This is a genomic window from Paraburkholderia sediminicola, from assembly GCF_046027355.1.
Classification (GTDB): Bacteria; Pseudomonadota; Gammaproteobacteria; order Burkholderiales; family Burkholderiaceae; genus Paraburkholderia; species Paraburkholderia sediminicola_B.
Genome location: NZ_JAQQEK010000001.1, coordinates 449,749 through 462,035 on the forward strand (window position 1 = coordinate 449,749; position 12,287 = coordinate 462,035).

The 12,287-nt window shown below is 61.3% G+C and carries 11 protein-coding genes; 8 read left to right on the forward strand and 3 right to left on the reverse strand.

Annotated features, from left to right (window positions below; translation table 11 throughout):
• The first annotated feature begins 8 nt into the window (after positions 1 to 8).
• Both PQR42_RS02090 and PQR42_RS02095 read left to right on the forward strand, forming a co-directional pair.
• Positions 9 to 827, forward strand: coding sequence for a fumarylacetoacetate hydrolase family protein (locus tag PQR42_RS02090; RefSeq protein WP_408391062.1), 819 nt, complete (start codon positions 9 to 11; stop codon positions 825 to 827).
• A gap of 64 nt (positions 828 to 891) precedes the next feature.
• Complete coding sequence (locus tag PQR42_RS02095; protein ID WP_408391064.1) at positions 892 to 1,803, forward strand: NAD(P)(+) transhydrogenase (Re/Si-specific) subunit beta; 912 nt, start codon at positions 892 to 894, stop codon at positions 1,801 to 1,803.
• Between the two features lie 65 nt (positions 1,804 to 1,868).
• Here the strand turns inward: PQR42_RS02095 and PQR42_RS02100 are convergent, their stop codons facing one another.
• Complete coding sequence (locus PQR42_RS02100; RefSeq protein ID WP_408211718.1) at positions 1,869 to 2,174, reverse strand: hypothetical protein; 306 nt, start codon at positions 2,172 to 2,174, stop codon at positions 1,869 to 1,871.
• Positions 2,175 to 2,270: 96 nt separating this feature from the next.
• Positions 2,271 to 3,218, reverse strand: coding sequence for a LysR family transcriptional regulator (locus PQR42_RS02105; protein WP_012427868.1), 948 nt, complete (start codon positions 3,216 to 3,218; stop codon positions 2,271 to 2,273).
• A gap of 410 nt (positions 3,219 to 3,628) precedes the next feature.
• On the opposite strand from PQR42_RS02105, the gene oxlT reads away from it, so the two are divergent.
• From oxlT to PQR42_RS02120, 3 genes are all read left to right on the forward strand, one after another.
• Entirely contained in the window at positions 3,629 to 4,972 is a 1,344-nt protein-coding gene (gene oxlT, locus PQR42_RS02110; RefSeq protein WP_408211722.1) for an oxalate/formate MFS antiporter, read from the forward strand.
• Between the two features lie 30 nt (positions 4,973 to 5,002).
• Positions 5,003 to 5,974: a LysR family transcriptional regulator gene (locus PQR42_RS02115; protein WP_408493547.1), complete on the forward strand. Its 972-nt coding sequence runs from the start codon at positions 5,003 to 5,005 to the stop codon at positions 5,972 to 5,974.
• A gap of 65 nt (positions 5,975 to 6,039) precedes the next feature.
• Complete coding sequence (locus PQR42_RS02120; RefSeq protein ID WP_408212092.1) at positions 6,040 to 7,491, forward strand: aldehyde dehydrogenase family protein; 1,452 nt, start codon at positions 6,040 to 6,042, stop codon at positions 7,489 to 7,491.
• Positions 7,492 to 7,595: 104 nt separating this feature from the next.
• On the opposite strand, the gene PQR42_RS02125 is transcribed toward PQR42_RS02120, so the two are convergent.
• On the reverse strand, positions 7,596 to 8,573 hold the full coding sequence (locus tag PQR42_RS02125; protein ID WP_408211728.1) for a 2-dehydropantoate 2-reductase: 978 nt from the start codon (positions 8,571 to 8,573) through the stop codon (positions 7,596 to 7,598).
• A gap of 442 nt (positions 8,574 to 9,015) precedes the next feature.
• On the opposite strand from PQR42_RS02125, the gene PQR42_RS02130 reads away from it, so the two are divergent.
• From PQR42_RS02130 to PQR42_RS02140, 3 genes are all read left to right on the forward strand, one after another.
• Positions 9,016 to 10,431, forward strand: coding sequence for an undecaprenyl-phosphate glucose phosphotransferase (locus PQR42_RS02130; RefSeq protein WP_408391070.1), 1,416 nt, complete (start codon positions 9,016 to 9,018; stop codon positions 10,429 to 10,431).
• Positions 10,432 to 10,584: 153 nt separating this feature from the next.
• Positions 10,585 to 11,787, forward strand: coding sequence for a polysaccharide biosynthesis/export family protein (locus tag PQR42_RS02135; RefSeq protein WP_459252312.1), 1,203 nt, complete (start codon positions 10,585 to 10,587; stop codon positions 11,785 to 11,787).
• Positions 11,784 to 12,287 carry a low molecular weight protein-tyrosine-phosphatase gene (locus PQR42_RS02140; RefSeq protein WP_408391075.1) on the forward strand — a complete coding sequence of 168 codons (504 nt, stop codon included), beginning with the start codon at positions 11,784 to 11,786 and terminating at the stop codon, positions 12,285 to 12,287. The genes PQR42_RS02135 and PQR42_RS02140 overlap by 4 nt, the downstream gene beginning before the upstream one ends.

Below are 12,287 nucleotides of genomic sequence, written 5' to 3' on the forward strand. Positions count from 1 at the left end.
AGCGACGTATGGATACATGGATGCGGTTCATGTCGAGCGACGGCGGCGTCGTGTTCGGCCGTGTGGAAGGTGGCTATCTGCACGAGTATGAAGGTCTGGAGCACCCGGTGCCGACCGGCGCCGTGCTGTCGACGCGCGCGCTGACGCCGCTCGCGCCGTGCGCACCCGGCAAGATCGTCGCCTTGTGGAACAACTATCACGCGCTGGCGGCGAAGCTCGATAAACCCGTGCCGGCTCACCCGCTTTTCCTGTTGAAGCCCGCGGGTTCCGTGATCGGCTCGGGTGAGCCGATCCGGAGGCCGCTGAGCTATGCGGGCAAGATCGTCTATGAAGGCGAACTCGGCATTGTGATTGGGCGGCGCTGCCGCGATGCAAGTGTCGAGGAGGCGGCCGAAGCGATTTTCGGCTACACACTCGTCAACGATGTGACCGCTGCCGATCTGCTGAACGAAAATCCGCACTTTCCGCAATGGTGCCGGGCGAAAGGCTTCGATACGTTCTGCTGTATTGGACCGGCGATCGTCTCCGGTTTCGACTGGCAGCAAGCGCGTCTTGTCACGATGCTCGATGGCGTGGAGCGGCAGAACTATCCGCTCGCCGACATGGTTTTCTCGCCCGCCGAGCAGGTGAGCCTCATCTCGCAGGATCTCACGCTCGAACCGGGCGACGTGATCGCGTGCGGCACGTCGGTGGGCGTCGGTTCGATCAAGGATGGCGCGACGGTGTCGATCACGGTCGACGGGATCGGCACGCTGAGCAATACCTTAGGCGCCGCGCGCGCGGGCGCCGCGGCGGGCGAGGAGCCGGTCGTGGCAGGCGCTGTCTGAACGGTTGACCGGTTGCGCGATGCGTTGGCATCGCGCCCACGCATTCCGACACGGAGAAGCACGCATGCCGCTAGCGTTTGACAGTACCGTGTGGTGTCCGCTGGCTGTGGTGTTGGCTTCCGTGTTGGCCGTTGCGCTTGCCGCAGTCGGGCAATTGCCGCTCGAACGGCGACTGAAGCGCCGTCCTGACTGGCACGCCGGCGCATTGGCCGCCGCGCTCGCGGGGCTTTTCGCGGCCGGCATGGGCGCGAGCAACGGCGTGGTCGGAGCGGCGGTGTCGGGCGCGGTACTCGGCGCGTGGCTGGTGCGTCGGCGCAACCTGACGCGGCGCCCGCGCCTCGTTGCGCTGTTGGGCAGCAGCATGGGGCTCGCTGTCATGTCGGGCGGCTTCGCGCGTTATCTGTCGTCGGCGGCGCAGGCGAATGTCGAGCGCGTCGAACTTTATGCCGCCGTGTTCATCGGCGCGTTGATCTTTGCCACGTCGGCCATTGCGTTCTGCAAACTGCGCGGTGCGCTGCAGCTCGGCGCAGTTGCGCGTCCGGGGCACGGCGTCGTCAACCTGTCTGCGCTGCTGCTGTGTGGTTGGCTCGGCTATGGCTTCGTGACGGAACAGGCGCAGCCGTTCGGACTCGCCGCGCTACTCGCGATGAGCGCGCTCGCTTGTGCAATGGGCGTGCATCTGATGCTCAGCCGCGAATATTCGAGCCGCGACGAGTATGGTCACGATTCAAGCGGGCTCGCCTTTGCCGCGCGTTGCCATAGCTCGACGATGGGCAAGCACGGGCTGTTGGCACGAGTCGAATGGCGCGGTGGGGAGGAGCAGGCCTGGGCACTGCGCGACGTGGCGCAAGGTAATGTGCGCACGGCAGCTTACCCGCATGCCCGAAATGGGAGCCATGGCGTGCATGCGGAACGGCGGCAACGTGCGTGCGCCGGCCACCGGCCGACTCGCGCTACAACACGGCGCACGCCATGAATGCACACATGCGTCGAACGGCACGCACGGTGGCGCGTCGCGGGATCGTGATCCCGCCGACGCGCTCAGTCGCCTGCCGTCGCGAACTCGCTGAAGTACTGGGCCTTCTTGTGCAGAATCATTTGAGCGAGAAAGTCGGCGTCGTACGCACGATGCAGATGGGCATGAAACCGCTCGATATAGGCAGTAATTCGAGCCGCCTCGCTATTGAATTCCTTGAGCACGTCGAGCGTGGCGCGATCCCAGCGGAAGCGCAGGCCGAGGTCGCTGAAGGCGGCGTTGTACGCGCTCAGGTGGGCGTCGTCGGGATGGATCGCGGCAACACGGGCAGTGTGCGCGCTGGGCTGAGACTCAACCGAAGCGTAATTCATGACCGGCCTCCTGGGCTGACGAGTGATGGAACTCGCTTGCAGCATAGAAGTCCTGACGAATCCGCAATAGTTAAAGTTTTATTGGTTCTCCATAGCCTACTGCTTATACACGCTCAATTCCTTGACGCGCGTGATCTTCTCGATCAGATTCGCGCCTTCCTCCATCAGGAAGCGTTTGAAGGCGACCGCCACCGGCGGCAGGCGCTTGTTCTTGCGATGCACCACGTACCAGTTGAGCATGACCGGAAAGCTCTCGACATCGAGCACGACCAAGTGGCCGAGCTGCAATTCGAGGCTGATGGTATGCGCGGACAGGAAAGCGATGCCCATGCCCGCGATCACGGCCTGCTTGATCGTCTCGGTGCTCTTGATCTCCATGGCGATCTTGAGGTTGGCAAGACGCCCGGCGAAGCCTTCTTCCATCGAATTCCACGTGTCCGAACCGCGCTCCCGCACGATAAACGCTTCGTTCGCCAACTGGCTAAACTTGATGTTGCGCTTGTTTGCGAGCGGATGCGTGGGCGCCGCCACGATCACATACGGGTGCGGCGCGAACGGCTCGTTCGTCGCGTCGGTCTCGTGCGGCGGGCGCACCATCACCGCGAGATCGGTCTGGTTAGTGGCGAGCTGATGCAGCAGTTCCTCGCGATTGTGCACGGCGAGATTGAGCACGACGCCCGAGTAGCGGCGCGTGAATTCAGCGAGCAGGCGCGGAAAGAAGTAATCGCCGGCGCTGATCACCGCGACATTCAGCTTGCCGCCGGAGACGCCTTTGAGCTGACTCATCGCTTCGTCGACTTCGTGGAACTGCTGGATGATCGCGCGGCTGTAGTGAAGCATTTCGGTGCCGGCCGGCGTCAGATAGATTTTTTTACCGAGTTGTTCGAACAGCGGCAGCCCGGCGTGTTCTTCGAGTTGACGGACCTGGGTGGAGACGGCCGGCTGTGTGAGGTGCAATTCCTCGGCGGCGCGCGAGAAGCTCAGGTGGCGCGCCACCGTTTCGAAAACCTTCAGTTGCCGCAGAGTCGCATTCCGCATCGTCATGACCGATGTATAAGCAAATGTGAATCAACATAATAACAAACTTTAATTATTAGTAATTCAGCAATGACCCTAGCATGGCTCTGTATAAGAAAGCGGAATTGCCGCCAGCGGAGTCGGCGAAAAACTCGGGGTTAACGCTTGGATTTGAGGCTTGGCGGACGAATCAGCCGGCGCCTCGCGGTGTAAAAAGCATTAATTGATCGGAATAAAGCACTTCCCAGAAAGCGATGATTTAAGCCGGTCTATTTTTAAAGCAGCGAATTAAAGACGCAAATATCAAATATTCCCGAAGAGCACGGCTTTTCGGGTCAAAACCAAAAGGTGGGACGCATACAGCGCGGCGTGTCGCCGAGGGGATCTCCTTCGGGACGTTGGCCGGTTGCACCAAATAAATAGTGGAGACAAGGCTCATGGACGATATCAGTCAGCAGACTACGACCCGCGCGTTTTGGGGGAACCGTTGGTGGCAACTCGTCATTGGCATGGTGTGCATGGCACTGGTGGCCAATCTTCAATACGCCTGGACGTTATTCGTCACGCCGATGAACGCGCGGCATCACTGGGGCGAAGCGTCCATTCAACTTGCGTTCGCCATTTTCATTCTCACTGAAACGTGGCTCGTGCCGCTCGAAGGCTGGCTCGTCGACAGGTTCGGACCCCGGCCCGTGGTCGCGGGCGGCGCCATTTGCGCGGGCATTGCATGGGTGATGAATTCGTATATCACGACCTTGCCGATGCTGTACGTCTCCGCGGTCATCGCCGGGATCGGGGCGGGTGGCGTGTACGGCACGTGCGTGGGCAATGCGTTGAAATGGTTTCCTGACCGTCGCGGACTTGCCGCGGGTCTCACGGCTGCGGGCTTCGGCGCGGGTGCCGCGGTGACGGTGATTCCGATCGCCAACATGATTACGCGTTCGGGCTATGAGCACACGTTCTTCTTCTTCGGCATTCTGCAAGGCGGCTGCATTCTGGCGCTCGCGCTGCTGTTGAAGAAGCCGAACCTGCGCCCGCAAGCCGCACCGAAGAGGAAATTCGCCGTTTCGAAGGTCGACTTCACGCCGGGTCAGATGATCAAGACGCCGGTGTTCTGGGTGATCTACGTGTCGTTCGTCGCGGTGGCCGCGGGCGGTTTGATGGCGACCGCGCAGATCGGTCCGATCGCGAAAGACTGGGGCCTCGCACGCATCCCGATGACGATCTTCGGCATGACCTTGCCGCTCCTGACCGCGACGCTGTCCATCGACAACGTGTGCAACGGCTTTACGCGTCCGCTGTGCGGCTTTATCTCCGACAAGCTTGGCCGTGAAAACACGATGTTCGTGATCTTTATCGGCGAGGGCCTCGCGTTGCTCGGCCTGATGCAATACGGCACCAACCCCTATGCGTTCATGACGTTCGCTGCGTTGATCTTCCTGTTCTGGGGCGAAATCTTCTCGATCTTCCCGGCGATCTGCGCCGATACGTTCGGCAGCAAATACGCCGCGGCCAACGCAGGCACGTTGTACACCGCCAAGGGCACGGCTTCGCTGCTGGTGCCGATTGCCTCGGTACTGTCGGCGACGGGCGGCTGGAATCTCGTCTTCATCGTCTCCGCCGTCGTGACGATCGCCGCGGGCATCTCGGCGAAATTCATACTCGCGCCGATGCGCTCGCGCTGGATCGAATCGCACAACGAGCCGCAGGGTGTGCTGGCCGTTGCCGGCAACGGCAAGGCCTCGCGGTTGAGCCACTGGCCCGAGCAGACAGGGGAATAGCGTAAATGGCCCACACCCGGCAGTGACGTCATGAATGTTTCGTTGCAGCAACTCAAGGTGTTTGTCGCCGTTGCGCGTGAGCGGAGTTTTACGCGCGCGGCGCGTGAGTTCGATCTGACGCAATCGGCGGTCAGCCGTTGCGTGCGCGAACTCGAAGAAGCCGTCGAACTGAAGCTGTTCGACCGCACCACGCGCCAGGTCGAACTGACTCATGCGGGCGCGAGCCTCGAGCGAAGAATCGGCCGGCTGCTCGACGAAATCGAACTGACGCTGCGTGAAGAGCGGGCCGCTTACGACGGACACACTGGCGTGGTGGTGCTGGCAAGCAATCCGGTGTTGTCGTCGAGTTGGGTGGCGCAGGGACTCGCGCGATGCGCGGCGGCTTTTCCCGAGCTCGCCGTCTCCGTCAGGGATCAGCCGCAAAGCGGCGTGCTAACGAGCGTCGAACAAGGCGAGGTGGACTTCGGCGTGGTCTCGATGGCCGAGCCGCTTGCTGGCGACCAGTTGCATGCGCAACTGGTTTTCACGACGCCGCTCCATGCGGTGATGCCTCCTGCGCATCCGCTTGCCCGCCACGCGAGTGTTGCATGGAGCGCGTTGCACGAATGGGCGCTCGTCACGCTGAACGCCGACACGGGTGTGCGCGCGGCGCTCGAACTCGCCTTCAACACGAACGGCGTGAAACGACGGCCGGTACAGGAGCTCGGACATGTCGCGGCGGTGCTGCGCATGGTCGAACTCGGGCTCGGCGTCGGCATATTACCCATCGACATGCATTGGCCCGCAATAGGCGCATCATTGGTCAGCCGGCCGCTCGCACCCGCGATGAATCTGGCGACACTGCTCGTGCATCGCCGCAACCGTTCCCTTCGACCCAACGCCGCGGCGGCCTGGGCACAGTTCTCCGCGACTTCACATGCCACCGACATGTCGCCGCCCGCTTCGCAGATACACACGAAGCCGACCGTTGCGCGCGACGGCGCCGTCCTCCACGAGCCCTAGCGTCTTTTACCCGAACCGGCTCGCAAGCACTCAGCCCACGCAACATCCAAGCAAGGAGCTTCATGATGGAAACTGAAACCGACCTCAGGCGCCATGATTTGCTGATCGACGGCAAGCGTTTGCCGCCCGGCACCGGCGAGTATTCCGTCGATATCAACCCCGCCACCGAAGAGCCGATCGCACTGGTTGCACAAGGCAGCGCCGCCGATGTGGATGCCGCCGTGCGCGCGGCGCGCGCCGCATTGAAGGTATGGAACGGCATACGGACGGCTGAGCGGGCACGCATTCTGATGCGTCTCGCCGGCCTGATGCGCGCGAATCTCGAGGAACTCGCCGCGCTCGAAAGCCTCGACGCCGGCAAGCCGATCGCGGCGGTAATGCGCCAGGACATCCCGGCCGCGATCGATACGCTCGAATATTACGCAGGCTGGTGCGACAAGATCAACGGCCAGGTCGTGCCGGTACGCCCCGATGCGTTGACGTACACGTTGCGTGAACCGGTCGGCGTGGTCGCCGCGATCGTGCCGTGGAATTTCCCGCTGATGATCGGCATGTGGAAGATCGCGCCGGCGCTCGCGTGCGGCTGCACGCTGATCGTCAAGCCCGCGGAGATCACGCCGCTGACCGCGCTGCGCATCGGCGAACTCGCACTCGAGGCGGGCGTGCCGCCGGGCGTGCTGAATATCGTCACCGGCAAGGGACGTGTGGTCGGCGATGCGCTGGTCGCGCATCCCGGCATCGACAAGGTGACGTTTACCGGTTCGCCCTCCGTGGGGCGCGGCATTCTGCAAGGCGCGGCCGGCAATTTCAAGCGCGTCACGCTGGAGCTCGGCGGCAAGTCGGCCAACCTGATTTTCCCGGATGCCAATCTCGACAACGCGGTGCGCGCCGCGGCGTCGGGGATCTTCTTCAATACCGGCCAGGTGTGTTCGGCGGGCTCGCGGATTCTCGCCCATCGCGATGTGTACGACGAAGTGGTCGAGCGCCTCGCCGCGCGCGCGAAATCGATCAAGGTCGGCGACCCGTCGTCGCGCGAGACGTCGATGGGGCCGCTCATTTCCGCTGCGCAGATGAAGACGGTGCTGGGTTATGTCGAAACGGGTCGTTCAGAAGGCGCGTCGCTCGTAACCGGCGGCGCGCGGGTGGGCGAGCGCGGCTTCTTTGTCGAGCCGACTGTGTTTGCCAACGTCGAGCATGAAATGCGCATTTCGCAGGAGGAGATCTTCGGGCCGGTGGCGAGCGTGATTCGCTTCAACGACGAGGCAGACGCGATAAGGATTGCCAACGGCACGTTGTATAGCCTCGCGGCGGGTGTGTGGAGCGCGGACATCGGCCGGGTACACCGGGTTGCGCGGGATCTGAAGGCGGGGACCGTGTGGATCAACACCTACGGCTACACCGATGTGCGCCTGCCGTGGGGAGGATCAGGCGACTCGGGATTCGGCCGCGAACATGGCGACGTCGCGATTGAAAACTTCACCGAACCCAAGGCGGTGTGGCTCGCTATCGATCAGTAGCGTTAAAAAAGGATCGAACGCATTTGGCGTTCGATCCTTTCTTGTTTGCGTTTGCCGATATGCGGGAGAGAGCGAGTTTCCGATCGTGCGCTCTCTCTTGAGACTCAATCTCCTTGCAACGCCATCCGCTCACGCAGTTTGATGAGCGCCAGCACGACATCGATAGTCGGCGTGGGCTCGGCGACGAGGCGTCCCATTTCCTGAACCACCGTCAACAGCGGATCGATCTCCATCGGCCGACGATTCTCCAGATCCACCAGAGTCGAGGTTTTATGCGCGCCGACCGCGCCCGCGCCATCGATACGCTTTTCCACATCGACGCGAAAGTGCACGCCGAATTGATCCGCAATGCGCTTGGCCTCGAGCATCATCGTGCGCGATACCGCGCGCGTGCCGGGGTCGCTAGTGAGCACGTCGAGCGTGGCATGCGTCAATGCGCTGATCGGGTTGAAGCACAGGTTGCCCCATAGTTTCAGCCAGATTTCGTCGCGGATATTGTCGCGAATCGGCGCCTCGAAACCTGCCGCCTGCATGATCTCGTGCAATTGCTGAATGCGCGGCGTGCGTTCTCCGCTCGGCTCGCCGATCGGGAATTTCTTGCCATACACATGCTTGATAACACCCGGTTCGACGATTTCGGCAGCGGGGTACAGCACGCAGCCGATCGCCCGTTCGGGGCCGAGCTTCGTCCATTGGCTGCCGTCCGGGTCGACGCTGGCGAGACGCGTGCCGGCGAATCGGCCGCCGTGCTGATAGAAGTACCAATACGGAATGCCGTTGACGCCCGTGACGATAGCCGTGTGCTTGCCGAGCAGCGGCTGCATTGCATCGACTACGCCGGGCAGCGAATGCGCCTTTAGCGTAATGATCACGAAGTCCTGCACGCCGAGCTCGCGCGGATCGGACGTGCAGCGGACAGGCGCGCTGAACGTCTCGCCGTCCATGATCAAACGCGCGCCGTGCTCGCGCATGGCCGCGAGATGCGCACCGCGCGCGACGAAACTCACATCCGCACCGGCGCGTGCGAGTTGCACACCCATCAAGCCGCCGATCGCTCCCGCTCCGAAGACACAGATCTTCATGATGCCGCTCCTCTGACGATGAATAGTCGCTTGCCCGATGCCGTATCTCGCCGTGCACGGTTTGCGGGTCATTGTTCGAGCATACGGGGGCGGGACGATTGCAGATAGTTAAAGTTTGTCGACGGATGCATTAGGGATTGGTTATGGACGGCGGAGCACCTGAGAAAGGGGGAATGAGACTGTACTGAAGCGCAAAGCAAGGCGGGAAGCCGGACGAATGCCGCAAACGATTGGGAAATCTCTCAAGCCTGCCCAATCTTGCTGGGGGCAGAATGCGACCTCTTTGAGAAGTTGCGCATGCAGGCGACACCGCAGACGGAATGTTGAGAGTGGCGCCATGAAGTCAAAGGTTGATGTGAGCTCTCTCATCGTGTTATTGCGTGCGACCCCGTGTGTGAATTGCACGGCTTCGGATTGATGGCCGCGTGCCAGGTCAAAAAATATGCACACGATGATTCGTAAAACCGCTGGCCGGGATTTGGCGGAGATGGAAAGCGTGCTGGCGCGCCTGCTCGACGTGATGTTGATCGCGCTGTCGGCGGCTCTGGCATCGCTCGTGTTCAAGCCCGCCGTCGGTCACTCGATTGTCGAAGGCGCTTTCGTCGCGCTCGATATAGCGTTCGCGGTTTTGCTGCTGCCGTGCTTTGGCGTGTATGACTCATGGCGTGGCCGCTCGAAATGGCGTCTGTGCGTCAACCTGGTGTTGGGTTGGATCGCCGTGCAGGTCTGTGGTCTCGTGATGTTGTTTCTGCTTCATCGCGCTGCGTCGGTGTCCCGGCTCTGGTGCGTGAGTTGGACCGTGATTGCTGCTGCGACGCTCGTCGGTTCGCGGTTGGTGGTGCATGAGGTACTCGGTCGAATGAGACGCGGCGGCCGAAACTTGCGAATGGTCGCTGTGGCCGGCGCCGGCGCCCATCGCGACGGTGTGATCGCCAACATCATGGGTTCACCAGATGCGGGCTTTCGGGCGGTTGCCACTTTTGACACGCGGCAGGATAGCGGGTCCGCGCTTACCTGCTTGCCGTCGTTCAGGCGGTTGCGCGAATTCGCGGACTGGGTGCGCCGTGAACAGATTGAAGAAGTGTGGCTCGCGCTGCCGATGTCTGAAGAGGACACCGTGTTGCGGATCCTTGAAGAATTTAGCGGTGACCTCGTCAATTTGCGCTTCATCCCTGATGTGCGCAGTCTTGTGATGTTCGATCGGAACGTGGTCGATTTGATTGGCGCGCCGGCCATCAATTTGATGGCCTCGCCGATGACACCGTATGCGTTGGTTCAGAAAGCGGTTTTCGACCGGCTGTTTGCAAGTGTGGCGCTGCTGGCGTTGTTGCCGGTGATGTTGTCGATCGCGGTTGCCGTCAAGGTGACTTCGAAGGGGCCGGTGTTGTTTACCCAGCGGCGCAAGGGCGCGGATGGGCGCGTCTTCCGCATTTACAAGTTTCGTTCCATGCGTGAGCACGTGGCGCGGCCCGGTGTGGTTCGGCAGGCTACGCGTGGGGATCCGCGCGTGACTCGTGTCGGCGCGTTTTTACGTCGCACTAGTCTTGATGAGTTGCCGCAGTTTTTGAATGTGTTGCGCGGGGAGATGTCGGTGGTTGGGCCGCGGCCGCATGCGATCGAACACGATGACGAGTATCGAGGCGTTGTTGATGGGTATATCCATCGATACCGGATTAAACCGGGTATTACCGGCTGGGCCCAGGTGAATGGTTTTCGCGGGGAGACGGATCGGATCGAGAAGATGCAGGCGCGGGTGGAGCATGACTTGTACTACTTGAGGAACTGGTCGTTTGGGTTGGATATGCGGATTGTGTTTGCGACGGTGGTGAGGGGGTTGCGGCATCGGAACGCGTATTGAAATACGCGTTCTATGACTAGCTTCTTGCAAATTATTTGTGAAGCACTTCTCAGCGTGGAAAAGCGCATTTCCCATGGAACATGAATCACATCTGCCCAATATCGGGCAGCGAGAGCGTCGCTTCGGCACGTTTGCTTGAATAGGTTGAACACGATGTTAGCGGTATTTCTGACCAGGCCGGCCTTTAGGCTTGGGGTTTTGATGGCGGCGGTCACTCTGTTGACCAGCGCATGTGCGGTGGCGCCGGGCATGCGGATGGAGACGTCTCGTGTGCAGGACATGGCGGACGGGCCCAATACTTCGAGTTTTATTGGAGAAGCCGGCGAAGGTGCGGCCCGCGAAAAGGTCAATGCAACGACTGGCACGAGGGACATCGCGATAACGGAGGTCGACGCGGCATTGATTTCGCGGCTGGCACAAAGCCGGAAACAGCACCAGCTCGAACTGTCGCAATTGCTCTCTGAAGCGCCGCGGGCTTACACGGTCGGGCCCGGCGACGTGCTGCAAATTGTCGTCTGGGATCATCCGGAATTCGCGGCCGCACTTGGTTCATCGCAAACACAATCATCGCCGCGGCCGGGAGATCCGCTTGCTGGATTCGTCGTCGATCAGAACGGTAGTCTGACGTTTCCGTATGCGGGTGCGCTGCATGTGGCTGGCCTGCGCACCGAAGAGATACAACAACGCCTGAGCGGCGCGCTCGCAAAGTACTTCGTCAAGCCACAAGTCACCGTACGGATGGCGTCTTACCGCGCGCACCAGGTCTACGTCGACGGGGAAGTGCATAGCCCCGGCGCATTGGCCGTCAACGACGTGCCCATGACCCTTTATGAAGCAGTGAGCCGCGCTGGCGGATTCAGTGAAACGGCCGATCAGAGTGACCTCGTCCTCGTGCGTGGCGATCACTCTTATCGCATCAATCTGACACAAATGCTTGCCCAGGGATTGAGCCCGTCGCGCTTCTATCTGAAGCCGGGCGATCTGCTGCGCGTCGTGTCGCGCGATGAAAACGACGCGTATGTGATGGGCGAAGTGAACAAACCGGTCTCGGCGATTCCGCGCCGAACGGGGCGCATGACGCTGGCGGATGCGCTTGCGCAGGCCGGCAGTGTGAATGCCTCGACGGCTGACGCCGCTCAGATGTTCGTGATCCGCGGCTCCCTGACGGGCACGCCGCAGGTGTTCCACCTCGACGGCCATTCGCCGGTCGCGATGCTGCTTGCCAAGGATTTCGAATTGCAACCGAAGGACGTGGTGTATGTCGACGGCAGCGGCCTCGTTCGCTTCAATCGTGTGCTGAGTCTGCTGATGCCGTTGATCAGCACGGGGTTGACTGCGGGGGTGATTGCGAAATGATCAGCCGTGTGCTGGTTGTCTGTGCCGGTAACGTTTGCCGAAGCCCGATGGTGGCGGCTCTCCTGACCCGGAGTCTCCAGTCCGTGGCCGTGGAGTCGGCCGGTATCACGGCGCTTGTCGGTCATGCCGCCGATCCCATCGCTGTGGACCTGATGCGCGAGCGCGGCCTGGACATTCAGTCTCACCGTGCAAGACAACTGTTGTCATGGATGCCCGCGACTTCCGATCTCGTGTTTGTCATGGACGGTCTCCAGCGGCGACACCTTGAACAGCGCTTTGCAACATTGCACGGTCGCATCTATCGACTCGGCGATTTGCCCACTACGTCTCATTCAGGTACGGGATTCGATATACCAGACCCTTATCTGAAAGATCGCGAGTCATTCAAAGAAAGCCTGAGGCTCATTGAAGCAAGTGTCGAAGGATGGTCTAAACGTATCAATGACATATGCGGAACGGCCGCAGGACCCAACCTGACTGTTGGCACTTCGTCATCCTGA

Bases quoted from the DNA above. Each gene is read 5' to 3' on its own strand.
- PQR42_RS02090 (WP_408391062.1), top strand. From the start codon at position 9: ATGGATACATGGATGCGGTTCATGTCGAGCGACGGCGGCGTCGTGTTC.
- PQR42_RS02095 (WP_408391064.1), top strand. From the start codon at position 892: ATGCCGCTAGCGTTTGACAGTACCGTGTGGTGTCCGCTGGCTGTGGTG.
- PQR42_RS02100 (WP_408211718.1), bottom strand. From the start codon at position 2,174: ATGAATTACGCTTCGGTTGAGTCTCAGCCCAGCGCGCACACTGCCCGT.
- PQR42_RS02105 (WP_012427868.1), bottom strand. From the start codon at position 3,218: ATGACGATGCGGAATGCGACTCTGCGGCAACTGAAGGTTTTCGAAACG.
- oxlT (WP_408211722.1), top strand. From the start codon at position 3,629: ATGGACGATATCAGTCAGCAGACTACGACCCGCGCGTTTTGGGGGAAC.
- PQR42_RS02115 (WP_408493547.1), top strand. From the start codon at position 5,003: ATGAATGTTTCGTTGCAGCAACTCAAGGTGTTTGTCGCCGTTGCGCGT.
- PQR42_RS02120 (WP_408212092.1), top strand. From the start codon at position 6,040: ATGGAAACTGAAACCGACCTCAGGCGCCATGATTTGCTGATCGACGGC.
- PQR42_RS02125 (WP_408211728.1), bottom strand. From the start codon at position 8,573: ATGAAGATCTGTGTCTTCGGAGCGGGAGCGATCGGCGGCTTGATGGGT.
- PQR42_RS02130 (WP_408391070.1), top strand. From the start codon at position 9,016: ATGCACACGATGATTCGTAAAACCGCTGGCCGGGATTTGGCGGAGATG.
- PQR42_RS02135 (WP_459252312.1), top strand. From the start codon at position 10,585: ATGTTAGCGGTATTTCTGACCAGGCCGGCCTTTAGGCTTGGGGTTTTG.
- PQR42_RS02140 (WP_408391075.1), top strand. From the start codon at position 11,784: ATGATCAGCCGTGTGCTGGTTGTCTGTGCCGGTAACGTTTGCCGAAGC.